The sequence below is a fragment of the Streptomyces sp. V2I9 genome (assembly GCF_030817475.1).
Classification (GTDB): Bacteria; Actinomycetota; Actinomycetes; order Streptomycetales; family Streptomycetaceae; genus Streptomyces.
The window spans coordinates 927206-951494 of sequence record NZ_JAUSZJ010000002.1 but is presented as its reverse complement, the minus strand read 5'-3'; the positions used below and the strand labels follow the sequence as shown (position 1 = coordinate 951494).

General features: G+C 70.7%; 19 protein-coding genes and 2 pseudogenes. 17 read left to right on the top strand and 4 right to left on the bottom strand.

The features are described 5' to 3' along the window. Positions 1–105: 105 nt before the first annotated feature. The 3 genes and pseudogenes from metH (at position 106) to QFZ71_RS04230 (ending at position 6376) form a co-directional block, all read left to right on the top strand. Positions 106–3624, top strand: a complete 3519-nt coding sequence (gene metH / locus QFZ71_RS04240) for a methionine synthase (protein ID WP_307666901.1) — start codon at positions 106–108, stop codon at positions 3622–3624. 144 nt (positions 3625–3768) lie between these two features. After that, positions 3769–4470, top strand: coding sequence for an HAD family phosphatase (locus tag QFZ71_RS04235; RefSeq protein ID WP_307666900.1), 702 nt, complete (start codon positions 3769–3771; stop codon positions 4468–4470). A 306-nt stretch (positions 4471–4776) separates the two neighbouring features. Then, a pseudogene (locus QFZ71_RS04230) lies at positions 4777–6376 on the top strand (ABC transporter substrate-binding protein). A gap of 79 nt (positions 6377–6455) precedes the next feature. Here QFZ71_RS04230 and QFZ71_RS04225 read toward each other — a convergent pair. Both QFZ71_RS04225 and QFZ71_RS04220 read right to left on the bottom strand, forming a co-directional pair. Continuing rightward, positions 6456–7127, bottom strand: coding sequence for a response regulator transcription factor (locus QFZ71_RS04225; RefSeq protein WP_030114150.1), 672 nt, complete (start codon positions 7125–7127; stop codon positions 6456–6458). A gap of 9 nt (positions 7128–7136) precedes the next feature. Continuing rightward, a complete protein-coding gene (locus QFZ71_RS04220; RefSeq protein ID WP_307671334.1) occupies positions 7137–7982 on the bottom strand; it encodes a PD-(D/E)XK nuclease family protein in 846 nt (281 codons plus the stop codon). Positions 7983–8158: 176 nt separating this feature from the next. On the opposite strand from QFZ71_RS04220, the gene QFZ71_RS04215 reads away from it, so the two are divergent. From QFZ71_RS04215 to QFZ71_RS04205, 3 genes are all read left to right on the top strand, one after another. Further along, the gene (locus QFZ71_RS04215) at positions 8159–9403 is read left to right on the top strand and encodes a site-2 protease family protein (protein WP_307666899.1); all 1245 of its coding nucleotides are present in this window, start codon (positions 8159–8161) and stop codon (positions 9401–9403) included. 61 nt (positions 9404–9464) lie between these two features. After that, on the top strand, positions 9465–10376 hold the full coding sequence (locus tag QFZ71_RS04210; protein ID WP_307666898.1) for a tRNA (adenine-N1)-methyltransferase: 912 nt from the start codon (positions 9465–9467) through the stop codon (positions 10374–10376). Positions 10377–10552: 176 nt separating this feature from the next. Continuing rightward, a complete protein-coding gene (locus tag QFZ71_RS04205) occupies positions 10553–11134 on the top strand; it encodes a hypothetical protein (RefSeq protein WP_307666897.1) in 582 nt (193 codons plus the stop codon). A 52-nt stretch (positions 11135–11186) separates the two neighbouring features. Here the strand turns inward: QFZ71_RS04205 and QFZ71_RS04200 are convergent, their stop codons facing one another. Beyond that, the gene (locus QFZ71_RS04200) at positions 11187–11498 is read right to left on the bottom strand and encodes a ferredoxin (RefSeq protein ID WP_307666896.1); all 312 of its coding nucleotides are present in this window, start codon (positions 11496–11498) and stop codon (positions 11187–11189) included. Between the two features lie 240 nt (positions 11499–11738). Between QFZ71_RS04200 and arc the strand changes: the two genes are divergently transcribed. From arc to prcA, 6 genes and pseudogenes are all read left to right on the top strand, one after another. Then, positions 11739–13505 (top strand): proteasome ATPase, encoded by a 1767-nt coding sequence (arc, locus tag QFZ71_RS04195; RefSeq protein WP_307666895.1) that lies wholly within the window; start codon positions 11739–11741, stop codon positions 13503–13505. 234 nt (positions 13506–13739) lie between these two features. Next, positions 13740–15251, top strand: coding sequence for a depupylase/deamidase Dop (dop, locus tag QFZ71_RS04190; protein ID WP_307666894.1), 1512 nt, complete (start codon positions 13740–13742; stop codon positions 15249–15251). Positions 15252–15380: 129 nt separating this feature from the next. Then, positions 15381–15599: a ubiquitin-like protein Pup gene (locus QFZ71_RS04185; protein ID WP_018515354.1), complete on the top strand. Its 219-nt coding sequence runs from the start codon at positions 15381–15383 to the stop codon at positions 15597–15599. Between the two features lie 152 nt (positions 15600–15751). Further along, positions 15752–15941 (top strand): annotated as a pseudogene (locus QFZ71_RS04180) (endonuclease domain-containing protein); the annotation flags it as partial. Continuing rightward, positions 15893–16738, top strand: a complete 846-nt coding sequence (gene prcB / locus QFZ71_RS04175) for a proteasome subunit beta (protein WP_307666893.1) — start codon at positions 15893–15895, stop codon at positions 16736–16738. The pseudogene QFZ71_RS04180 and the gene prcB, both read left to right, overlap by 49 nt. Positions 16739–16794: 56 nt before the next feature. Then, positions 16795–17586 carry a proteasome subunit alpha gene (gene prcA / locus QFZ71_RS04170; RefSeq protein ID WP_307666892.1) on the top strand — a complete coding sequence of 264 codons (792 nt, stop codon included), beginning with the start codon at positions 16795–16797 and terminating at the stop codon, positions 17584–17586. A gap of 51 nt (positions 17587–17637) precedes the next feature. Here prcA and QFZ71_RS04165 read toward each other — a convergent pair whose 3' ends face one another. Next, entirely contained in the window at positions 17638–18672 is a 1035-nt protein-coding gene (locus tag QFZ71_RS04165; protein WP_307666891.1) for a LacI family DNA-binding transcriptional regulator, read from the bottom strand. A gap of 130 nt (positions 18673–18802) precedes the next feature. Here QFZ71_RS04165 and QFZ71_RS04160 point away from each other — a divergent pair, with 130 nt between their 5' ends. The 5 genes from QFZ71_RS04160 to QFZ71_RS04140 all read left to right on the top strand — a co-directional run bounded on the left by QFZ71_RS04160 (position 18803) and on the right by QFZ71_RS04140 (position 24284). After that, positions 18803–20062 (top strand): MFS transporter, encoded by a 1260-nt coding sequence (locus QFZ71_RS04160; protein WP_307666890.1) that lies wholly within the window; start codon positions 18803–18805, stop codon positions 20060–20062. Positions 20063–20071: 9 nt separating this feature from the next. Further along, a complete protein-coding gene (gene pafA, locus QFZ71_RS04155) occupies positions 20072–21433 on the top strand; it encodes a Pup--protein ligase (RefSeq protein WP_307666889.1) in 1362 nt (453 codons plus the stop codon). 305 nt (positions 21434–21738) lie between these two features. Then, the gene (locus QFZ71_RS04150; RefSeq protein ID WP_307666888.1) at positions 21739–22713 is read left to right on the top strand and encodes an FKBP-type peptidyl-prolyl cis-trans isomerase; all 975 of its coding nucleotides are present in this window, start codon (positions 21739–21741) and stop codon (positions 22711–22713) included. A gap of 84 nt (positions 22714–22797) precedes the next feature. Beyond that, complete coding sequence (locus QFZ71_RS04145; RefSeq protein WP_307666887.1) at positions 22798–23169, top strand: FKBP-type peptidyl-prolyl cis-trans isomerase; 372 nt, start codon at positions 22798–22800, stop codon at positions 23167–23169. Between the two features lie 161 nt (positions 23170–23330). After that, positions 23331–24284 carry a YafY family protein gene (locus QFZ71_RS04140; protein WP_307666886.1) on the top strand — a complete coding sequence of 318 codons (954 nt, stop codon included), beginning with the start codon at positions 23331–23333 and terminating at the stop codon, positions 24282–24284. The last annotated feature ends 5 nt before the right edge of the window (positions 24285–24289 follow it).

Here is a 24289-nt window from a genome sequence, read left to right as displayed (position 1 = left end):
CGGACGCATCGACGGGCCCGGAGGCGATCCGGCTAGGCTGGCGGCGTGCGCCTTCCCCGAGAAGGGCGCAAAGCCGACAGCCGTCGCATCCCCGGGAGATCATCCATGGCCTCGTTGCCGACATCCGCCGCCGACAGCCGGACCCGCGCAGACGCGCTCCGAGATGCACTCGCCACCCGCGTGGTGGTGGCCGACGGGGCGATGGGCACCATGCTCCAGGCACAGGACCCCACGCTGGAGGACTTCGAGAACCTCGAAGGCTGCAACGAGATCCTCAACATCACCCGGCCCGACATCGTGCGCTCGGTCCACGAGGAGTACTTCGCGGTCGGCGTCGACTGCGTCGAGACCAACACCTTCGGCGCGAACCACTCCGCCGCCAACGAGTACGAGATCGCCCACCGCATCCACGAGCTCTCCGAGTCCGGCGCCCGGATCGCCCGCGAGGTCGCGGACGAGTTCACCGCCGAGGACGGGCGGCAGCGCTGGGTCCTCGGCTCGATCGGTCCCGGCACCAAGCTGCCCTCGCTCGGCCACATCACCTACGACGTCCTGCGCGACGGCTACCAGCGGAACGCCGAGGGCCTCCTCGCCGGCGGCTCCGACGCGCTGATCGTCGAGACCACCCAGGACCTGCTCCAGACCAAGTCCAGCATCATCGGCGCACGCCGGGCGATGGACGCCCTCGGCGTCCAGGTGCCCCTGATCTGCTCCCTCGCCTTCGAGACGACCGGCGTCATGCTGCTGGGCTCCGAGATCGGCGCGGCCCTGACCGCCCTGGAGCCCCTGGGCATCGACCTGATCGGGCTGAACTGCTCGACCGGCCCGGACGAGATGAGCGAGCACCTGCGCTACCTCGCCCGCCACTCCCGTACGCCCCTGATGTGCATGCCCAACGCCGGCCTGCCGGTCCTCACCAAGGACGGCGCGCACTTCCCGCTCGGCCCCGAGGGGCTGGCCGACGCCCAGGAGCACTTCGTCCGGGACTACGGCCTCTCCCTCATCGGCGGCTGCTGCGGTACGACCCCCGAGCACCTGCGGGCCGTCGTCGAGCGGGCCCGCGCGCTGTCGCCGACCGAGCGCGACCCGCGTCCCGAACCCGGCGCCGCCTCCCTCTACCAGCACGTCCCCTTCCGTCAGGACACCGCCTACCTGGCGATCGGGGAGCGCACCAACGCCAACGGCTCGAAGAAGTTCCGCGAGGCCATGCTGGAGGCCCGGTGGGACGACTGCGTGGAGATGGCCCGCGACCAGATCCGCGAGGGCGCGCACATGCTCGACCTCTGCGTCGACTACGTGGGCCGCGACGGCGTCGCCGACATGACCGAGCTGGCCGGCCGCTTCGCCACCGCCTCCACCCTGCCGATCGTGCTGGACTCCACCGAACTGCCCGTTCTGCGCGCCGGCCTGGAGAAGCTCGGCGGCCGTGCCGTGCTCAACTCGGTCAACTACGAGGACGGCGACGGCCCCGACTCCCGCTTCGCCCGGGTCAGCGCCCTGGCCGCCGAGCACGGCGCCGCGCTGATCGCCCTGACGATCGACGAGGAGGGCCAGGCCCGCACCGTCGAGCACAAGGTCGCCATCGCCGAGCGGCTCATCGACGACCTCACCACCAACTGGGGCATCCGCGAGTCCGACATCCTCATCGACACCCTGACCTTTACCATCTGCACCGGTCAGGAGGAGTCCCGCGGCGACGGCATCGCCACCATCGGGGCCATCCGCGAGCTGAAGAAGCGCCGCCCCCACGTCCAGACCACCCTCGGCCTCTCGAACATCTCCTTCGGCCTCAACCCGGCCGCGCGCGTGGTGCTGAACTCCGTCTTCCTCGACGAGTGCGTCAAGGCCGGTCTGGACTCGGCGATCGTGCACGCCTCGAAGATCCTGCCGATCGCCCGGCTGGAGGAGGAGCAGGTCAAGGTCGCCCTCGACCTGATCTACGACCGCCGCGCCGAGGGCTACGACCCCCTCCAGAAGCTCATGGAGCTGTTCGAGGGCGTCAACATGAAGTCGATGAAGGCGGGCAAGGCCGAGGAGCTGATGGCCCTCCCGCTGGACGAGCGGCTCCAGCGCCGCATCATCGACGGCGAGAAGAACGGCCTGGAGGCCGACCTCGACGAGGCCCTCCAGGACACCCCCGCCCTCGACATCGTCAACAACACGCTGCTGGAAGGCATGAAGGTGGTCGGCGAGCTGTTCGGCTCCGGCCAGATGCAGCTGCCCTTCGTCCTCCAGTCCGCCGAGGTCATGAAGAGCGCGGTGGCCCACCTGGAGCCGCACATGGAGAAGTCCGACGACGAGGGCAAGGGCACCATCGTGCTGGCCACCGTCCGCGGCGACGTCCACGACATCGGCAAGAACCTCGTCGACATCATCCTCTCCAACAACGGCTACAACGTCGTCAACCTGGGTATCAAGCAGCCCGTCTCCGCGATCCTGGAAGCCGCCGAGGAACACCGCGCCGACGTCATCGGCATGTCCGGTCTCCTGGTGAAGTCCACCGTGATCATGAAGGAGAACCTGGAGGAGCTGAACCAGCGCAAGATGGCCGCCGACTTCCCGGTCATTCTCGGCGGCGCCGCGCTGACCAGGGCCTACGTCGAGCAGGACCTCCACGAGATCTACGAGGGCGAGGTCCGCTACGCCCGCGACGCCTTCGAGGGCCTGCGCCTCATGGACGCGCTCATCGGCGTCAAGCGCGGGGTGCCGGGCGCGGCTCTGCCCGAGCTGAAGCAGCGCCGGGTCCCCAGGAAGAACACCGACGCGGCGGTGCCGGAGGTCCAGGAGCCCGAGGGCTCGGTGCGCTCGGACGTCTCCACCACCAACCCCGTCCCCGAGCCGCCGTTCCGGGGCACCCGAGTCATCAAGGGCATCCCGCTCAAGGAGTACGCCTCCTGGCTCGACGAAGGCGCCCTGTTCAAGGGCCAGTGGGGGCTCAAGCAGGCCAGGACCGGCGACGGGCCGACGTACGAGGAGCTGGTGGAGACCGAGGGGCGCCCGCGTCTGCGGGGCTGGCTCGACCACCTCCAGTCCAACAACCTCCTGGAGGCGGCCGTCGTCTACGGCTACTTCCCCTGCGTGTCCAAGGGCGAGGACCTGATCCTCCTCCACGAGGACGGATCCGAGCGCACGCGCTTCACCTTCCCGCGCCAGCGCCGCGGCCGCCGCCTCTGTCTGGCGGACTTCTTCCGCCCCGAGGAGTCCGGGGAGACGGACGTCGTCGGCCTCCAGATCGTCACCGTCGGCTCCCGGATCGGCGAGGCCACCGCCGAACTGTTCGCCGCCGACTCCTACCGCGACTACCTGGAGCTGCACGGCCTCTCCGTCCAGCTCGCCGAGGCCCTGGCCGAGTACTGGCACGCCCGCGTCCGGGCCGAGCTGGGCTTCGCGGGGGAGGACCCGGCGGAGGTCGAGGACATGTTCGCGCTGAAGTACCGGGGCGCGCGGTTCTCGCTCGGCTACGGGGCGTGCCCGGACCTGGAGGACCGGGCGAAGATCGCCGACCTGCTCCAGCCGGAGCGGATCGGGGTGCACCTCTCCGAGGAGTTCCAGCTCCACCCGGAGCAGTCCACCGACGCCCTCGTCATCCACCACCCCGAGGCGAAGTACTTCAACGCCCGCTAGCCCCGCGTTCACGCCGCGGTCCCGCGTCCTTCGCGCACCGCGACCCGACACGTCGTACACTGGTCGGTCCAGTGCAGGCCGGTCGCCCTCCCACCCGTGGGAACGGCGGCCGGCCTTCTCGCCCCCCGACGGAAGGTGTGCCGGATGACCAGTACGGTTCCCGCGTCCTTGACCCGCACGGCCGAAGGAGCCGCTCTGCAGGCGGTCCTTCTCGACATGGACGGAACCCTGGTCGATACCGAGGGCTTCTGGTGGGACGTGGAGAAGGAGGTCTTCGCCGGCCTCGGGCACCGGCTGGAGGAGTCCTGGCGGGACGTGGTCGTCGGCGGCCCGATGACCCGCAGCGCCGGCTACCTCATCGACGCCACCGGCGCCGACATCCGGCTGGACGAGCTGACCGTGCTGCTCAACGACGGGTTCGAGAGCCGCATCAGCCGGGGCGTGCCGCTGATGCCGGGGGCCGAGCGGCTGCTGGCCGAACTGGCCGTCCACGAGGTGCCCACCGCGCTGGTCTCCGCCTCCCACCGCCGGATCATCGACCGGGTGCTGGACTCGGTGGGTCACCACCACTTCGCGCTCACGGTCGCCGGCGACGAGGTGACCCGGACCAAGCCCCACCCCGAGCCCTACCTCACCGCCGCCGCGGGTTTCGGCGCCGACCCCTGGCGCTGCGCCGTCATCGAGGACACCGCGACCGGGGTGGCCGCCGCCGAGGCCGCCGGGTGCCGGGTCGTCGCGGTGCCGTCCGTCGCCCCCATCGCCCCGAACGTCGGGCGCGTCGTGGTCGGCTCCCTCGAAGACGTGGATCTGGCCTTCCTGCGCAAGCTCATCACCGGAACGGGCTGAGGGGCACACCGCGCGCACATGTGAACGAACAGCGGACGTTCTGCCCGGTCCGTGTGCGTTCCGGCAACGTTCCGTGGATGTGGATCACCTGAGGGGTGCCTCTGTGAAGAGGGGGGAACGGTGACCTTCCTCACGCGAAACCGCCTGGCGGGCCACCGAGATCGGATGATCTGTCCGACATCGTGATCATATGATCTCCCGGTGGGCGGCCGGGGCGGCGCGAGCCGTCCGCCGGACGGTCCGGGGCGTGGAGCCACGGCTACTAGCGTTGATCCCTCACCTGCCGGGATGAGGGAGAACGTCCAGATGAACCGCAAGACCCTGGTGCTGCCGGCCGTCGTCGGCCTGCTCGCCCCCGTGCTCGCCGCCTGCGGCGGCACGGACGGTGGCGCCGATGGCAAGGGCGCCATCGTCGTCGGCACCACGGACCAGCTCGTCGCCTCGCGGGAGAACCCCGCGCCGCTCGACCCGGCCATCGGCTACGAGGCGGGCGTCTGGAACGTCCTGCGGCAGACCGTGCAGACCCTCACCACCGTGCCCGGCGGCGGCGGCGAGCCGGTGCCCGAGGCCGCCCGCAGCTGCTCCTTCACCGACACCGCGAACGAGCGCTACCGCTGCACCCTGCGGTCGGGCCTCACGTTCGCCGACGGGACGCCCGTCACCGCCGAGGACGTGAAGCACTCCATCCAGCGCGTCATCGACATCGGCGCGGAAAGCGGGCCCGTCGGCCTGCTCGCCAACATCGACATGATCGAGACCAAGGGCGAGGACCAGGTGATCTTCCACCTGGACACGCCCGACGCGACCTTCCCGTACAAGCTCGCCACCCCGGCCGCCGGCATCGTCCCGAAGGCGCAGTACCCGGCGAAGGCGGCCCGCACCGGCTTCCAGGTGAACGGTTCCGGCCCGTACACCATGAAGCCGGAGATCGAGGACGGCCGCGTCGTCAAGATCGAATTCGCCAGGAACCCTTCGTACAAGGGCGAGTTGAAGGTGCTCAACGACAAGGTCGAGATGGACCTCTTCCCCGATGCCGGAGCCATGGGCAAGGCGCTCGACGAGAAGAAGATCCACCTCATGACGCGGGCCATGTCGCCCGAGCAGGCCCACGCCATGCTCGTGGCGCCGGAGGAAGGTGTGGATCTCACCGAACTGCCCGGCCTCGCCATCAGCTACCTCGGCTTCAACACCAAGGACCCGGTGGTCACCAAGCCGGTGCGGCAGGCCATGGCGCAGGTCATCGACCGGGGCCGGATCGCGGAGAAGGTCTACGGCACCACCGCCGAGCCGCTCTACTCGCTGATCCCGTCCAGCATCGCCGGGCACACCAACGCCTTCTTCAACAAGTACGGCGAGCCCAGCACCGCCAAGGCCGCCAAGATCCTCGACGACGCCGGGGTCAGGACGCCGGTGAAGTTCACCCTGCACTACACCAGTGACCACTACGGCCCGGCCACCGCCGAGGAGTTCCGGGCGATCCAGCAGCAGCTGAACGCCTCGGGCCTCTTCAAGGTCTCCGTCCGGGGGCGAGAAGTGGTCGACGTACCGCCCCGAGCAGAAGCGCGGCGACTACGCGGCCTACGGGATGGGCTGGTTCCCCGACTTCCCGGACCCGGACAACTACACCGCGCCCTTCCTGGACACCGACAACTTCCTCAACTCGCCCTACCGGTCGCGCGAGGCGGAGAAGGTGCTCATCCCGCAGTCCCGCCGGACGGCCGACCGCGCCGCCGCCGCGGACACCTACGAGAAGCTCCAGGACATCGTCGCCGACGACGTACCGGTGCTCCCGATCTGGCAGGGCAAGCAGTACGTGGCCTCCCGCGACGGGATCGCCGGGGTCGAGCGGTCCGTCAGCGCCACCTCCGAACTGCAGCTCTGGGAACTCAACCGGCCCAACGCCTGAGTGCCGCAACGCCGTCCGGCCCGCCGCCCCCACGGGAGGGGAACGACGGGCCGGACGGCTTCACCGGGCGCGGGGGCGGCTACTGCGCGCCGGGGCGCACCAGCCCGCTCTCGTACGCGTACACCGCGGCCTGCACCCGGTCGCGCAGACCCAGCTTCGTGAGCACGTGGCCCACATGGGTCTTGACCGTCGTCTCGCTGACGAACAGGTCCGCCGCGATCTCCGCGTTGGACAGGCCCCGCGCCACCAGCTTCAGCACCTCGAGCTCGCGGTCCGTCAGCGTGTGCAGGGCGTCCGGGACCGGCTCCTCGCCGGACGGCAGATGGTCCGCGTACTTGTCGAGCAGGCGGCGCGTGATGCTCGGCGCGAGCATCGCCTCGCCCGCCGCCACCACCCGGATCGCCTGAACCAGTTCGGCCGCCGGAGCATCCTTGAGCAGGAAGCCGCTGGCGCCGGCGCGCAGCGCCTCCACCACGTACTCGTCGAGATCGAAGGTGGTCAGCACCAGCACCTTCGCCGGGCCGTCCTTACCGGGGCCGGTGATCTGACGGGTCGCCTCCACCCCGTCCATACGCGGCATCCGGATGTCCATCAGCACCACATCGGGCTGCAGCGCCCGCACCTGGTCGATGGCCTGGAGACCGTCACCGGCCTCGCCCACCACCGCCAGATCGCCTTCCGCCTCCAGGATCATCCGGAAACCGGTGCGCAGCAGAGGCTGGTCGTCGACCAGAAGGACGCGGATCGCCACAGGAACTCCTTAAGGGCCCTCAAGGGCCACGGCTCGGCCGGCCTCGGCCCGGACCGGTCCCATTCTGCCCTGGTCGCCCTCGTCCGCGTCCGCCGGGCGGACGGACAGCGGGTAGACCGGGGGAGTCCCGCCGAACTCCGGACACACCGCCCGGTGGTCGCACCACCCGCACAGCTTCGTCGGCCGGGGCCGCCAGTCACCGGTCTCCGTCGCCAGCGCGATCGCGTCCCACAACGCCAGCAGCTTGCGCTCCACCCGCTCCAGATCCGCCATCACCGGGTCGTACGTCAGCACGTCGCCGCTGCCCAGATAGACCAGCTGGAGCCGGCGCGGCACCACGCCCTTGAGCCGCCAGATCACCAGCGCGTAGAACGTCATCTGGAACAGCGGCCCCTCGGCGTACTCCGGCCGCGGCGCCTTCCCCGTCTTGTAGTCGACGATCCGGACCTCGCCGCTCGGCGCGACGTCCACCCGGTCGATCACCCCGCGCAGCCGCAGCCCCGACTCCAGCTCCGTCTCGACGAACATCTCGCGCTCCGCCGGCTCCAGCCGCGTCGGGTCCTCCAGCGAGAACCACCGCTCCACCAGCCGCTCCGCCTCGCCCAGCCAGCGCGTCAGCCGCTCGCCCCCGGCATCCCCGTCGAACAACTCGCCCAGCTCCGGCTTCGACTCCAGCAGCCGGTCCCACTGGCCGGGGACCAGTGCCCGCGCCCGCGGCGCCGTACGGTCGGCCGCCGGGGCGTCGAAGAGCCGCTCCAGCACTGCATGGACCAGCGTGCCGCGGGTAGCCGCCTCGCTGGGCTTCTCCGGCAGTCTGTCGATCACCCGGAAGCGGTAGAGCAAGGGGCACTGCATGAAATCGCTCGCCCGCGACGGCGACAGCGACGTGGGCGGCTGGGGTGGACGCGGCACGGAGGTCATGTCTCACGACCCTACGGCCCGCCACCGACAGCGAGCGGCATACCATCGACGGCAGACCCTCGCACGTGCATGATCGTGGCACAGGCCACACACCCGACCGAAGGGAACCCGTGGACGACAGCGGCGACAGCGGGCGGCCGCAGCCCGGCTCAGGGGGCACCGGCCCCGGTGCCGGCCCCGGCAAGCCGAAACGCCCCGCGGACCCCGGTGGCGGCCTGCTCATGGGCCGCCCCTTCGGCGTGCCCGTCTACGTCGCCCCCAGCTGGTTCGTCGTCGCCGCGCTGATCACCTGGGTATTCGGCGGCCAGCTCGACCGCGTCCTGCCCGAGCTGGGCGGCGCCCGCTATCTGGTCGCCCTGTTCTTCGCCATCGCCTTCTACGCCTCCGTGCTCGTCCACGAACTGGCCCACACGGTGGCCGCGCTGCGCTACAAACTCCCGGTCCGCCGCATCCAGCTCCAGTTCTTCGGCGGCGTCTCGGAGATCGAGAAGGAGACCGAGACCCCCGGCCGCGAGTTCGTCCTCGCCTTCGTCGGACCGCTCCTGTCCCTGGTCCTCGGCGGCGTCTTCTACGGTGCGATGCAGCTCGTCGAGCCCGGCACCGTCCCCGGCGTCCTGCTGGCCGGCCTGATGATCTCCAACCTCATCGTGGCCGCCTTCAACCTGCTGCCCGGCCTCCCCCTGGACGGCGGCCGGATGCTCCGCGCCGTCGTCTGGAAGATCACCGGCAAGCCCATGAGCGGCACCGTCGCCGCCGCCTGGGTCGGCCGCGGCCTCGCCGTCGTCGTCCTGGTCGGACTGCCGCTGCTCACCCACACCGGAACGCTCGGCGGCGACTCCCAGGACATCGGCGGGGTCGAGACCGTCATGGACGCGCTGCTCGCCGCGATCCTCGCCGGCATCATCTGGACCGGCGCGGGGAACAGCCTGCGCGTGGCCCGCCTCCGCGAACACCTGCCCGACCTCCGGGCCCGCACCCTGACCCGCCGCGCCGTTCCCGTCGAGTCCGCCACCCCGCTCTCCGAAGCGCTGCGCCGGGCCAACGAGGCGGGCGCCCGCGCCCTGGTCGTGGTCGACGGACAGGGCAACCCCAAGGGCCTCGTCCGCGAGGCCGCCATCGTCGGCGTCCCCGAGCACCGCCGGCCCTGGGTCGCCGTCAGCGGCCTCGCCCAGGACCTCACCGACGGCATGCGGGTCCCCGCGGAGCTGGCCGGCGAGGCCCTCCTGGACCGGCTCAAGGCCACCCCCGCCACCGAGTACCTGGTCGTCGAGGAGACCGGCGAGATCTACGGCGTCCTCTCCACCGCCGATGTGGAGCGCGCCTTCGTCAAGGCCATGGCCCGACCTGGCTCCTGAGCCCCCCGGCACCCGCGGGAGGGGCGGCGGGAGGCCCCGGAATCACCGGTAGGCTGGTCACATGTCTGAACCGACCGGTGCCGCCCGCCGACGTGGGCCCTTCAAGGTCGGGGACCAGGTACAGCTCACCGACCCCAAGGGCCGCCACTACACCTTCACGCTCGAAGCCGGAAAGAACTTCCACACCCACAAGGGTTCTTTCCCGCACGACGAGCTGATCGGTGCGCCCGAGGGCAGTGTTGTCCGCACCACGGGAAACGTCGCCTACCTCGCGCTGCGCCCCCTGCTCCCCGACTACGTCCTCTCCATGCCCCGCGGCGCCGCCGTGGTCTACCCCAAGGACGCGGGCCAGATCCTGGCCTTCGCCGACATCTTCCCCGGCGCGCGCGTCGTGGAGGCCGGGGTCGGCTCCGGCTCGCTCAGCACCTTCCTGCTGCGCGCCATCGGTGAGCAGGGCATGCTGCACTCCTACGAGCGCCGCGAGGACTTCGCCGAGATCGCCCAGCAGAACGTCGAGCGCTACTTCGGCTCCCCGCACCCGGCCTGGCAGCTGACCGTCGGAGACCTCCAGGACAACCTCTCCGACACCGACGTCGACCGCGTCGTGCTGGACATGCTCGCCCCCTGGGAGTGCCTGGAGGCCGTCTCCAAGGCCCTGGTGCCCGGCGGCATCCTCTGCGCCTACGTGGCCACCACCACCCAGCTCTCGCGCACCGTCGAGTCCATCCGCGAGATCGGCTGCTTCGCCGAACCGCAGCCCTGGGAGTCGATGATCCGCAACTGGCACGTGGAGGGCCTCGCGGTCCGTCCCGACCACCGGATGATCGGCCACACCGGTTTCCTGGTCACCGCGCGGCGTCTCGCGGACGGCGTCGAGCCGCCGCAGCGCCGCCGCCGCCCCTCCAAGGGCGCCTACGGCGAGGACTACGACGGACCCAACAGCCGGGGTGGCGCCGCCACCGCCGGAGCCTGACCCGCACAACGCACCGGCGCCGCCGTGCGGTTCCCCGACCGACCGGGGACCGCGCGGCGGCGCTTTTTCCGTGGACCCCGCCGTTCCGCCCGCGTGTGAGGTGTGGCACGATTCCGGCAACCCCTCGGGGGTGCTCCCCCCAGCGGGCTCCCAGGAACCATCAGGAGACGTACCGCGTGCAGACACCCGCGCTCCCGGACCTCGCCCACACCGCCGCCAAGCCGGTGCACTGGCTCGCCACGGCCGCGGCGATGGCGGGGGTCGTCGCGCTGGCCGGACTGCTCCAGCCCCGCACGGCCACCGCGACCGCCACGGCCTCCGAGCAGCGGACCACCACGCCGCACGGTGCCGCCGCGCCCGCCCCGGACCCGGCCGGTGTGGACTTCCCGCTGGAGTGCGGCGCGGCCGGGACGACCGTCGCCCGGCACGCCCCCGGCGACCTGGACGGCGACGGGCGGCCGGAAACCGTCGCCGTGGTGCACTGCGACGCCGGGTCGGGGACCCCGCCCGCCGGGATCTACGTCCTGACACGGACGGACGGGGCCGCGCCGCGGGTCGTGGCGACCCTGGTGGACCCCGCCGACCGCAAGACGGTCAAGGACTTCGCCGTACGCGGCGGCGCCGTCTCCGCGACCCTGCTCGGCTACTCCTCCCTGGAGGTGCCCCGCTGCTGCCCCGACCAGGAGGAACAGGCGTCCTGGCGGTGGCGGGGGAAGGCTTTCGTCCGCAGCACCGGAGACCTCGCCCGAAGCGCCTGAGCGCTCGCTCCCGGTCCACCCCGCGACGTCCGGGGCGCGGAAGGACGGCCGGTCAGTCGGCGTCCGGCCCGTACACCTCGACGCTGTCCTTGACGCGCCGTACGTGGATGCAGTCCCCGGGACACTCCTTGGCCGAATCGACCACGTCCTGGAGCAGCGGCAGCGGCACCGGAGTGGTCGCCCCCGCGTCCTGGAGCAGCTCGTCGTCCGCGCTCTTCACATACGCCAGGCCGTCGATGTCCAGCTCGAAGACATCGGGGGCGTACTGCACGCAGATGCCGTCGCCCGTACAGAGGTCCTGGTCGATCCAGACCTCCAGGTCCTGCGTGTCACTGTCGCCCGGCGAGTCCTGCTGCACGGTCATGTGTCCTGCCGTTCCTGCGTATCCGAACCAATTGGAGCCAGCCCTGACGGGTGTTGACCGGTTCGACGATACAACCGGCTGCTTTCCGGTGCCGAAGGGTGGGTATTCCCTTGGCGTGAGGGAGAGCGCAAGGGTGAAGATCGGACACACCCCGCAGTCTTTGTGATCTAGGGGTTTCAATCACCACCCACCCAGGTAGGGTCAGGAAGCGTCCAGCTCCCCATGGAGGAGGTGAGGACCGTGGCAGCCCACGACGACGACATCAACCGCGGCATCCGGCCCACGCGAGGGTCGGAGGACCCAGCCGGCCAGGTTGCCTATCTCGAGCAGGAAATCGCCGTCCTGCGACGTAAGCTCGCCGACTCGCCGCGCCACACGAGGATTCTCGAAGAGCGCGTCGTCGAGTTGCAGACGAATCTGGCAGGCGTGTCCGCACAGAACGAGCGGCTCGCCAACACGCTCCGCGAGGCGCGTGACCAGATCGTGGCCCTCAAGGAGGAGGTCGACCGGCTCGCGCAGCCGCCGGCCGGCTTCGGCGTCTTCCTGCAGGCCAACGAGGACGGCACCTGCGACATCTTCACCGGGGGCCGCAAGCTCCGGGTGAACGTCAGCCCCAGTGTCGAGCTCGAGGACCTGCGGCGTGGCCAGGAGGTCATGCTCAACGAAGCGCTCAACGTGGTCGAGGCCATGGAGTTCGAGCGCGCCGGGGACATCGTCACCCTCAAGGAGATCCTCGAGGACGGCGAGCGCGCCCTGGTGGTCGGGCACACCGACGAGGAGAGGGTGGTACGGCTCGCCGAACCGCTGCTGAACCTCACCATCCGCTCCGGCGACGCCCTGCTCCTGGACTCCAGGTCGGGTTACGTCTACGAAGTGGTGCCCAAGAGCGAGGTCGAGGAGCTCGTCCTCGAAGAGGTGCCGGACATCGACTACGACAAGATCGGCGGTCTGGGCGACCAGATCGAGCTGATCCGGGACGCGGTCGAGCTTCCGTACCTGCACCCCGACCTCTTCAAGGAGCACGAGCTCCGCCCGCCGAAGGGCATCCTGCTCTACGGTCCGCCCGGCTGCGGCAAGACGCTCATCGCCAAGGCCGTCGCCAACTCGCTCGCCAAGAAGGTCGCCGAGGTGACCGGGCAGCCCGCGGGGAAGAGCTACTTCCTCAATATCAAGGGCCCCGAGCTGCTCAACAAGTACGTCGGCGAGACCGAGCGGCACATCCGCCTGGTCTTCCAGCGAGCGAGGGAGAAGGCGAGCGAGGGCACCCCCGTCATCGTCTTCTTCGACGAGATGGAGTCCCTCTTCCGCACCCGCGGCAGCGGCGTCAGCTCGGACGTGGAGAACACCATCGTCCCGCAGCTGCTCGCCGAGATCGACGGTGTGGAGGGCCTGGAGAACGTCATCGTCATCGGCGCCTCCAACCGTGAGGACATGATCGACCCCGCCATCCTGCGACCCGGTCGCCTCGATGTGAAGATCAAGATCGAGCGTCCGGACGCCGAGGCCGCGAAGGACATCTTCGCGAAATACCTGACCCCGTCGCTTCCGCTGCACGCGGACGACCTCTCCGAGCACACCGGCTCGCGCGAGGCCGCCGCCCACGCCATGATCCAGTCGGTCGTGGAGCGGATGTACACGGAGTCCGAGGAGAACCGCTTCCTCGAGGTCACGTACGCCAACGGCGACAAGGAAGTCCTGTACTTCAAGGACTTCAACTCCGGCGCGATGATTCAGAACATCGTCGACCGGGCCAAGAAAATGGCCATCAAGGCATTCCTGGAACAGGGCCAGAAGGGGCTGCGGGTCGCCCATCTCCTGCAGGCCTGCGTGGACGAGTTCAAGGAGAACGAGGACCTGCCGAACACCACCAACCCGGACGACTGGGCCAGGATTTCCGGAAAGAAGGGTGAGCGGATCGTCTTCATTCGCACACTCGTCACCGGAAAGCAGGGCGCGGACACCGGACGCTCCATCGACACGGTGGCCAATACCGGCCAGTACCTGTAATGCACGGACCGGCTGCGGAAGGCCCGGTGGGCCTCCGCAGCCGGTCGCATTCCCCGTTCCGGCCACGCCGGAGCAATGTCGTAATTGATCTCCCCACCGGCGCAGAGGCGCTCTAGGCTCTGCGGTACCGCCGAGTCGCGCAGTGCGGTGTCGGGCACCACACACGCACCGGACCCAGCAGCGGTACGTGAGCGTCGCTCCCGGAGGGGACCGACGCCGGGCAAGGAGGGCCGCATGACCGTACGGCGAGTAATGGGCATCGAGACGGAGTACGGGATCTCCGTCCCCGGCCACCCCAACGCCAATGCCATGCTCACCTCGTCCCAGATCGTCAACGCCTACGCGGCGGCGATGCACCGGGCGCGGCGCGCCCGCTGGGACTTCGAGGAGGAGAACCCGCTGCGTGACGCGCGAGGCTTCGACCTCGCCCGCGAGACCGCCGACTCCAGCCAGCTCACCGACGAGGACATCGGCCTGGCCAATGTCATCCTCACCAACGGCGCCCGGCTCTACGTCGACCACGCGCACCCCGAGTACAGCTCGCCCGAGATCACCAATCCGCGCGACGCGGTGCTCTGGGACAAGGCCGGCGAGCGGATCATGGCGGAGGCCGCCGAGCGGGCGGCCGCCATTCCCGGAGCCCAGCCGATCCACCTCTACAAGAACAACACCGACAACAAGGGCGCCTCCTACGGCACGCACGAGAACTACCTCATGCAGCGGGAGACGCCGTTCTCGGACATCGTGCGCCATCTGACGCCGTTCTTCGTCTCCCGCCAGGTCGTCACGGGCGCGGGCCGGGTCGGCATCGGGCAGGACGGACACGAGCACGGCTTCCAGATCAGCCAGCGCGCCGACTACTTCGAGGTCGAGGTCGGCCTGGAGACCACGCTCAAGCGCCCCATCATCAACACGCGGGACGAACCCCACTCCGACGCGGAGAAGTACCGCCGGCTCCACGTGATCATCGGGGACGCCAACCTCTCGGAGATCTCCACCTACCTCAAGCTCGGCACCACGTCCCTGGTGCTGTCCATGATCGAGGACGCGTTCATCACCGTCGACCTCGCGGTCGACCAGCCCGTCCGCACCCTGCACGAGGTCTCGCACGACCCGGACCTGCGTCAGCTGATCACGCTCCGCAGCGGCCGGACGCTCACCGCCGTCCAGTTGCAGATGGAGTACTTCGAGCTGGCCCGCAAGTACGTCGACGAGCGGTACGGCGCGGACGCCGACGAGCAGACCAAGGACGTCCTGACCCGCTGGGAGGACACGCTCAACCGGCTGGAGACCGACCCGATGAGCCTGTCGGGCGAGCTGGACTGGATCGCCAAGCGGGAGCTGATGGAGGGCTACCGCCGCCGCGACGCCCTGGACTGGGACGCTCCGCGGCTCCATCTGGTGGACCTCCAGTACGCGGACGTGCGCCCCGACAAGGGCCTGTACAACCGCCTGGTGGCGCGCGGGAAGATCAAGCGCCTCCTGGACGAGGACGACGTCACCAGGGCCCGTACGCAGCCGCCGGAGGACACCAGGGCCTACTTCCGGGGCCGCTGCCTGGAGCAGTACGCCGACGACGTGGCGGCAGCCTCCTGGGACTCGGTCATCTTCGACCTGCCGGACCGTGACTCCCTGCAACGGGTACCCACCCTGGAGCCGCTGCGCGGGACCAGGGAACACGTCCAGGGCCTGCTGGACCGCTGCCGTACGGCGGAGGAGCTGGTCCGGGCGCTGACGGGCGGCTGAAAGTCCTCCGGGCTGGGAATCAATCACCCGAGGCCCGGACGTCGAACAACCACCGGGCCAGATGTCGGGCCCCGTGGGTAGGGTCTGATCAAGAGCTTCGATTGCTTCGAACCGAGCGGGGTGAGCTACATGGCGACCAAGGACACCGGCGGCGGACAGCAGAAGGCGACGCGTTCCACCGAGGAGACCGAGGAGCAGGCGCAGGATGCGCAGGCGTCCGAGGACCTCGCGGAACGCCAGGAGAAGCTGAGCGACGACGTCGACTCGGTCCTGGACGAGATCGACGACGTCCTGGAGGAGAACGCCGAGGACTTCGTGAGGTCCTTCGTCCAGAAGGGCGGGCAGTAGCCCGGCCGCACAGGCGCCCGGAGCGTTCCGGGCGCCCGTGCGGACAGCGGGGGAGACGGGGTGAGGGCGTGGCGTCGCGGCGCACGCCGTCGCCCCGCGCGCCGACACGGGGGCCGCTTCCCGGCCCCGCCGGATCGGTACGGACAACCTCCGCCGAACATGTGGATCACTCCCGCCGGACGGGTAGGGTCCCTGGCGTACGTACGTGCTTCAACGGCAATTCGGCCATCGGCAAGTTGGGGGATGATCCTGACTCTCTTGCGCAGGGCCATCGCATACCTGGAGGGAAACGCGTGGAAGCCAACACTCGTAGCACCGGGCGTCTACCAGCTGCCTTCCTGACGCCGGGGTCGTCCTCGTTCATGGACTTCCTCTCCGACCAGTCGCCCGAGATGCTTCCGGGCAATCGGAGCCTGCCGCCGCTCCAGGGGGCCATCGAGGCGCCGCACGGGACGACCATCGTGGCCGCGTCCTTCCCCGGCGGCGTGGTCCTGGCCGGCGACCGGCGCGCCACCATGGGCAACATGATCGCGCAGCGCGACATCGAGAAGGTCTTCCCGGCCGACGAGTACTCGGCGGTGGGCATCGCCGGCACCGCCGGACTGGCCGTGGAGATGGTCAAGCTGTTCCAGCTGGAGCTGGAGCACTTCGAGAAGGTCGAGGGCGCCCAGCTCTCCCTGGAGGGCAAGGCCAACCGCCTCTCCACCATGATCCGCTCCAACCTCGCGATGGCCATGCAGGGCCTCGCCGTGGTGCCCCTGTTCGCGGGCTACGACGTCGACCGCGACAAGGGCCGGATCTTCTCCTACGACGTCACCGGCGGCCGCTCCGAGGAGACCGGCTACGCCGCCACCGGCTCCGGGTCGATCTTCGCCCGCGGCTCCATGAAGAAGCTCTACCGCGCGGACCTGACGGAGGAGCAGGCCCTCACGCTGGTCGTGCAGGCGCTGTACGACGCGGCGGACGACGACTCGGCGACCGGCGGTCCGGACGTGGCCCGCCGCATCTACCCGATCGTCACCGTCATCACCGACGAAGGCTTCCGGAGGCTGACCGACCAGGAGTCCTCCGAGATCGCGCGCTCCGTCCTGGAACGCCGGCTGGAGCAGCCCGACGGCCCGCGCGCAGCGCTGCTCTGATCCGGATTCCGAGCCCCCCGACGCACTCGTCACTGACAGAAAGGGACGGATAGCCGGTGTCGACGCCGTTCTATGTCTCACCCCAGCAGGCCATGGCCGACCGGGCGGAATACGCCCGCAAGGGCATCGCCCGTGGTCGCAGCCTCGTTGTGCTGCAGTACGCCGACGGCATTGTGTTCGTCGGCGAGAACCCGTCCCGCGCACTCCACAAGTTCAGCGAGATCTACGACCGGATCGGCTTCGCGGCCGCAGGCAAGTACAACGAGTACGAGAACCTCCGCATCGGCGGAGTCCGCTACGCGGATCTGCGCGGGTACACCTACGACCGCGACGACGTGACGGCCCGTGGGCTGGCCAACGTCTACGCGCAGACGCTCGGCACCATCTTCTCCAGCGCGGCCGAGAAGCCGTACGAGGTGGAGCTGGTGGTCGCCGAGGTCGGCACCGATCCCGAGGGCGACCAGATCTACCGGCTGCCGCACGACGGTTCGATCGTGGACGAGCACGGCTCGGTCGCGGTCGGCGGCAACGCCGAGCAGATCAGCGGTTTCCTCGACCAGCGCCACCGCGACGGCATGACACTGGCCGAGGCGCTCAAGCTCGCCGTACAGGCCCTCTCGCGGGAGCCCGGCGGCGGCGAGCGGGAGATCCCCGCCGAGCGCCTGGAGGTCGCGGTCCTGGACCGCACCCGCCCCCAGAAGCGCAAGTTCAAGCGGATCGTCGGCCGTCAGCTGGCCCGGCTGCTGGAGACGGACTCCGCGGGCAGCACGCCCACGGACGCCCCGTCCGACACCGAGGAGAGCGACGCTCCCGACACCGGCAGCGCGTCCGGTTCCACCGAGGAGTAGCGAGCAGCACCCGGCGCTGTCCCCGGTCCGCGGTCCGGGGGCAGCGCCTCGTCATGCCCCGGCGGCGCGCGGCGGAGCGGTGGAGCCGCGGACGACGAGCCGGACCGGCAGACCGCCCGGCTCGACGGGCCGGCCGTCCAGCACGGCGAGCAGCGCCTCCATGCCCCGCTCGCCGACCAGCTCCGCCGGGAGCCGCACCGTGGTCAGCTCCGGCTCCAGGGCGGTCGCCAGCGCCAGATCGTCGAAGCCGGTGACCGACAGCTCGTCCGGCACCCGCAGCCCGAGCCTGCGGGCCGCCTTGCAGGCGCCCGCCGCCAGGATGTCGTCGTCGCAGACGATCGCGGTGGGCCGGTCCCCGGCGGCCGCCAGCGCCTGTTCCACGGCCTCCCGGCCCGCCCGTACGTCCAGCGGGGCCCGTACGGTCCGTACCGTCGCGGACCCCACCGCGCCCAGCGCGTCGTGCAGCGCGGCGGCGCGCACCGCGAACGTCCAGGTGTCCACGGCGGACGCCAGGTGCAGGAAGCGGCGGTGGCCGAGGCCCACCAGATGGTCCGTCACCTGCCGCATGCCGTCGGCGATGTCGAGGTTCACGTGGGCGGCCGGACCGCTGCCCGACGGATCGCTGTCCAGCATCACCAGCGGAAGGTCCGCCCCGTGCAGCGCCTCCAGCGCGTCGGCGGCCATCGAGGACGCGATGACCCCGTCGAGCGCCGCGCGGGCCGAGGCGAACGGGTCCCTCGCCGGGCCCGTGCCGTCCGGCGAGGGGTAGAGCACCACGCCGAAGTCGTGCTCGGCGGCGAGCCCCGCGGCCCCGGCGTACACACGGGCGAAGAACTCGTTGGTGAGGGCGGGCACCACCAGCAGGGCGGTCCTGGTCCGGCCGAGCCGGAGGCTGCGGGCCGCCAGATTGGGCCGGTAGCCGAGCTCGGCCGCCGCGTCCCGGACCCGCCGGGACGTGGCCTCCGACACCCGGCCCGGCCATTTCCCGCCGAGGACCAGGGAGACCGTCGCCTGCGAGACGCCCGCCGCACGGGCCACGTCGCGGCTGGTGGGCCGGGCGGGAACGGGCTGCTGCGCGCTGGTCACTCGTGCCTCCGTGCGGGATGTTCCGTGGAGCCGCGGGGTGGACCCGCGAACTGCGCACATGGTACGTATGAGTCCTGAGGTTATACGTAACACTTCGGCGCGTGGGCGGCCGGGGCGGAGAGGGGCGGGAATGGCCGCGGGATATCTGGACATCCTCCGGGCGCGGCACGCGGCCCGGCTGCTGACGGGCACCCTGGTGGGGCGGCTGCCCAACGGCACCGCGCACATCGCGATCGTGCTGTTCACCCGCGCGGAGGGCGGCAGCTACACCCTGGCCGGGGCGCTCGCCGCCGCGTACGGGCTGGCGACCGCCGTGGGGCAGCCGCTGCTCGGCCGGGCGGTCGACCTGTACGGGCAGCCGCGCGTCCAGCTCCCGGCCGCCGTGCTCTCCGCGCTCGGGATGGTCCTGCTGGCCCTCACCGGCCTCGGCTCGCTCCCGCTGGCCTATGTCGCCGTCGTCGTCGCGGGTCTCGCCACTCCGCCCCTGGAGGGCGGCCTGCGGGCGCTGTGGCCCGACGTCCTCGAGGGCGAGGACCAGGTGCACCGGGCCTACGCCCTGGACGCCGTGGCGCAGGAGGTCATGTTCACCGTCGGGCCGCTCCTGGTGACCCTGCTCGTCTCGCTCCGGTCCCCGGCCGCCGCCCTGCTCGTCATCAACGCCATCGGTGTCCTCGGCGCGCTCTCGGTCGTCCTGTCCGAACCCTCGCGCACCTGGCGCTCCGCACCCCGCGAGGCGCACTGGCTCGGCGCCCTGCGCTCGCCCGGACTCCTCGCGCTCCTGGGCGCGTTCTTCTTCGTCGGGCTCGCCCTCGGCTCCATCACGGTGGCCGGGGTGGCGTACGCCGACGACCACGGGCAGGAGTCCGTGTACGGCTGGCTGATGGCCGCGCTCGGCCTCGGCGCGCTGATCGGCGGCCTGGCCTACGGGGCGCGGCAGTGGACCGGCGCCCCCGAGAAGCGGCTGCGGGTCATCGTCGGACTGCTGGCGCTGGGCTATCTGCCGCTGACGCTCACGCCCCCGGTCCCGGTCATGACCGCCCTCGCCGCCCTCGCCGGGGTGTTCCTCGCGCCCGCCATCGCCTGCTCCTTCATCGTGGTCGACCGCCATGCCCCGCGCGGCACGGTGACCGAGGCGTTCTCCTGGCTCGTCACCACGTTCGGCGTAGGCGCGGCGGCCGGCACGGCCGCTGCCGGGCCGGCCGTCGAACTCGGCTCCACCGCCTGGAGCTTCGCCGTCGCGGGGGCCGGGGGAGTGGCGGCCCTGGTCGTCCTGCTGGCCACCGGAAGGCTCCTCGCGGCTCCCATCCGTACGGGCGAGGTCGTGACGGGATCGGAAAATGATCGAAACGGTGCCGTCGAACCCGGTTTCAGCTCGGGCCATAAGGCGTAATGTTCAGTCATGGACCGCCGCATTTTCGGGCTGGAGAACGAGTACGGCGTCACGTGCACGTTCAGGGGACAGCGCCGACTGTCACCTGACGAAGTGGCGCGCTACCTCTTCCGCCGTGTTGTGTCATGGGGCCGCAGCAGCAACGTCTTTCTGCGGAACGGCGCCCGCCTCTACCTCGACGTGGGATCGCATCCGGAATACGCGACACCCGAGTGCGACAACGTGACCGAACTGGTCACGCACGACAAGGCGGGCGAGCGCATTCTGGAAGGCCTGCTCGTCGACGCCGAACGCCGCCTGCACGAGGAGGGAATCGCGGGCGACGTCTATCTCTTCAAGAACAACACCGACTCGGCGGGAAACTCCTACGGCTGCCACGAGAACTACCTCGTGGCCCGGCACGGGGAATTCTCCCGACTCGCGGACATCCTCATTCCGTTCCTCGTCACCCGGCAGCTGATCTGCGGCGCGGGCAAGGTGCTCCAGACCCCGCGCGGCGCGGTCTACTGCGTCAGCCAGCGCGCCGAGCACATCTGGGAGGGCGTCAGCTCCGCGACGACCCGCTCCCGGCCGATCATCAACACCCGCGACGAACCGCACGCCGACGCCGAGCGGTACCGCCGCCTCCACGTCATCGTCGGTGACTCGAACATGTCCGAGACGACCATGCTGCTCAAGGTCGGCGCCACCGACCTGGTGCTCCGCATGATCGAGGCGGGCACGGTGATGCGCGACCTCACCCTGGAGAACCCGATCCGGGCGATCCGCGAGGTCAGCCACGACCTCACCGGCCGCCGCAAGGTGCGCCTGGCCAGCGGCCGGGAGGCATCGGCCATCGAGATCCAGCGGGAGTACTACGAGAAGGCCGTCGACTTCGTCGAGCGCCGGGGCATCCGCACCGGCACCGTCGACCAGGTCCTGGAGCTGTGGGGCCGCACCCTCGACGCGGTCGAGGCCGAGGACCTCGACCGGATCGACACCGAGATCGACTGGGTCATGAAGTACAAGCTCATCGAGCGGTACCGGGCCAAGCACAACATGACCATGTCGAATCCGCGGGTCGCCCAGATAGACCTCGCCTACCACGACATCCACCGCCGCCGCGGGCTTTTCTACCTCCTGGAGAGGAAGGGGCAGACCGCCCGCATCTGCAACGACCTGAAGATCTTCGAGGGCAAGTCGGTGCCCCCGCAGACCACCCGGGCGCGGCTGCGCGGCGATTTCATCCGCCGGGCACAGGAGCAGCGCAGGGACTTCACCGTCGACTGGGTCCACCTCAAGCTCAACGACCAGGCCCAGCGCACGGTCCTGTGCAAGGACCCGTTCCGTTCCGTGGACGAGCGGGTGGAGAAGCTGATCGCCGGCATGTGACCGGCCCACAGGCCCTCCGGCAGCCGGCCGTGGCCCCGGACCGCGCGAGAGCGCGGTCCGGGGCCACGGCCGGTCGTACGGGGGGTGAGTACCGGCCGGGCCGCACCCACGTGCGTGCGGGGGCGAGTAACGGGACCGTGCCCGGTCCGTGCGGGTGCGAGGTCCGCGGCTCCCGGCAGGGCCCCGGCGTCCCGGCCGCCCGGGCCCTGCCGGGGGCGGAGGTGTGTCGGCACTCGTGGTGCCCCCGGGGTGAGGTCGTACAGTGGCGGGACTTGCCCGGAGCCCCCTACTCGCGAGTTGGACTGATGAACCCCACGAAGACTGCCCGGTACGCCGCCGCACTGGTCGTGCCCGCCCTCCTGTTCACCGCCGCCTGCGGGTCCGACTCCAAGGACGACGACGCGCCGAAGTCGGGACCCGTCGGGAAGGTGTCCGGAGCGTTCGGATCCGAGCCCAAGATCGAGGTGCCCAAGGGCGCCAAGGCGGCCGACGAGATCGTGGTGGACGAGGTGTCCACCGGTGACGGCGCCGAGGTGAAGAAGGGCGACATCGTCCGCCTGGACTTCGCCGGAAACATCAAGGCGCTCGGCTCCACCTGGGCCAAGGGGCAGAACGCCGCCCCGAAGGCCCCGCGCGCCCAGGTCGTGCAGGAAGCCGGTCAGCAGGGACAGATGCTGCCGACCAAGGTCGCGGACGCGCTGGTGGGCCACAAGGTCGGCAGCCGGATCCAGGTCGAGGGCACGGCCAAGGCGATCGTCGGAGAGCAGCTGAACCCGCAGTCGGGGATCAAGCCCTCCGACCCGCTGGTCTGGGTCGTCGACATCGTCAACGCCAAGAAGGTCGACAAGAAGGGCGAGGCGAAGGGGGAGCAGGCCGCGGCCGAGGCCGGGATGCCCGAGGTGAAGGCGGCGTCGCAGAAGGCCGCGACGATCACCATCCCCAAGGGCGAGAAGGCCCCCAAGGAGCTCAAGGAGCAGGTGCTGATCAAGGGTGACGGGGCCGAGGTCAAGGCCGGCGAGGGCCTGGTCGTCCAGTACACCGGCGTGAAGTGGGAGGACGGCGAGAAGTTCGACTCCTCCTGGGACCACGGCGGCGCGAGCGCCTTCCCGATCGGCGTCAACGGCGTCATCCAGGGCTGGGACAAGGGGCTGGTCGGCAAGCACGTCGGCGACCGCGTCCTGCTGACGATCCCGCCCAACCAGGCCTACGGCGCCGACCCCTCGCACCAGCTGGCCAAGAACAACCTGGTCTTCGTCGTCGACATCCTCGACACCGTCTGACCGGCGGCACGGCCCCGTACGGTCCGACCGCCGGGGCGACCCGTGCGAAACTTGTGCCCCCAAGATTTTTTTAGGAGCAGTTCAGTGAGCATCGAGAAGCCCGAGGTCGACTTCCCGGGCGGCGAGCCGCCGGCCGACCTGGAGATCAAGGACATCTGGGAGGGCGACGGCCCGGTGGCCCGGGCGGGCCAGACCGTCTCCGTCCACTACGTGGGTGTCTCCTTCTCCAGCGGCGAGGAGTTCGACGCCTCCTGGAACCGCGGCACCCCGCTGCAGTTCCAGCTCGGCGCCGGCCAGGTCATCGCCGGCTGGGACCAGGGTGTGCAGGGCATGAAGGTCGGCGGCCGCCGCCAGCTGACCATCCCCGCCCACCTGGCCTACGGCGACCGCGGCGCCGGCGGCAAGATCGCCCCCGGCGAGACGCTGATCTTCGTCTGCGACCTCGTCGCGGTCTGATCCGCCCCACGCGCGCATCAGGAGGGCCCCCGCCGGCGGCGGGGGCCCTCCGTGTTCTCCGGCGGCCCCCTCCACCGGCCGGCGACCTGCGGCCCGGCTTTGGTCCGCGCCCCCCTGAGCGGTACGGTCGAGCGTCGTAGAGCACCGGAGAAAGGGCATCGATGGCGATTGCCAAGGCCGAGCGGTTGATGAACCTCGCGCTGTGCCTGCTGGGGACCCGGCGCCCGCTCAGCAAGCGCGAACTCCGCGGATCCATCGAGGCGTACCTCGAAGCGGGCTCCGACGACTCCTTCAACCGGATGTTCGAGCGGGACAAGGACGATCTGCGCGAGCTGGGCCTCGTCATCGAGACCGTCGAGAACCTCGACGGCGAGATCGGCTACCTGGCCCGCCGCGACAGCAACAGGCTTCCTCCCATCACCCTGGACGCCGAGGAGGCCGCCGCTCTCGGCCTCGCCGCGAAGGTCTGGCAGCAGGCGCGCCTCGCCGGTGCGGCCAGCGGTGCCCTGCAGAAGCTGCGCGCCGCCGGCATGCCCGAGTCCGAGGACGCCTACGAGGTCCACAGCGCCCTCGAACCCCGCATCCCCGTCCACGAGGCCGCCTTCGAGCCCCTCATGCTGGCCTGCCGCGACCGCCGTCCCGTCACCTTCGACTACCGCAAGGCCAACAGCGCCCGCGCCGAACAGCGCCAGGTGGAGCCCTGGACTCTCGAATGCTGGCGCGGCCACTGGTACCTCGCCGGATGGGACCGCGAACGCGGCGCCGAACGCGTCTTCCGGCTCTCCCGTATCACCGGCAAGGTCCGCTCCCGCGCCGGGGCGTTCACCGCCGAGGTGCCCGACGTGGTCACCGTCCGCGAGACGGTGGAGAGCTGGGCCGGCGAGGTCGCCACCCGTACCGCGCGGATCAGGCTCCGCGCCGGGGCCGGCTACCCGCTGCGGTCGCGCGCCACAGCGGTACGGGAACGCGGTGACGGCTGGGACGAACTGGAGATCCCGTACGGCCACGGCCTCGACGCCTGGCTCGTCGAGTTCGGCCCGGACGTCGTCGTGGAGGAACCCGCCGATCTGCGGGCCGATGTGGTGGACCGGCTCCGCGCCGTGGCCAAGGACTAGGGACG

Bases quoted from the DNA above. Each gene is read 5' to 3' on its own strand.
- metH (WP_307666901.1), top strand. From the start codon at position 106: ATGGCCTCGTTGCCGACATCCGCCGCCGACAGCCGGACCCGCGCAGAC.
- QFZ71_RS04235 (WP_307666900.1), top strand. From the start codon at position 3,769: ATGACCAGTACGGTTCCCGCGTCCTTGACCCGCACGGCCGAAGGAGCC.
- QFZ71_RS04220 (WP_307671334.1), bottom strand. From the start codon at position 7,982: ATGCAGTGCCCCTTGCTCTACCGCTTCCGGGTGATCGACAGACTGCCG.
- QFZ71_RS04210 (WP_307666898.1), top strand. From the start codon at position 9,465: ATGTCTGAACCGACCGGTGCCGCCCGCCGACGTGGGCCCTTCAAGGTC.
- QFZ71_RS04200 (WP_307666896.1), bottom strand. From the start codon at position 11,498: ATGACCGTGCAGCAGGACTCGCCGGGCGACAGTGACACGCAGGACCTG.
- dop (WP_307666894.1), top strand. From the start codon at position 13,740: ATGACCGTACGGCGAGTAATGGGCATCGAGACGGAGTACGGGATCTCC.
- QFZ71_RS04185 (WP_018515354.1), top strand. From the start codon at position 15,381: ATGGCGACCAAGGACACCGGCGGCGGACAGCAGAAGGCGACGCGTTCC.
- QFZ71_RS04160 (WP_307666890.1), top strand. From the start codon at position 18,803: ATGGCCGCGGGATATCTGGACATCCTCCGGGCGCGGCACGCGGCCCGG.
- pafA (WP_307666889.1), top strand. From the start codon at position 20,072: ATGGACCGCCGCATTTTCGGGCTGGAGAACGAGTACGGCGTCACGTGC.
- QFZ71_RS04150 (WP_307666888.1), top strand. From the start codon at position 21,739: ATGAACCCCACGAAGACTGCCCGGTACGCCGCCGCACTGGTCGTGCCC.
- QFZ71_RS04140 (WP_307666886.1), top strand. From the start codon at position 23,331: ATGGCGATTGCCAAGGCCGAGCGGTTGATGAACCTCGCGCTGTGCCTG.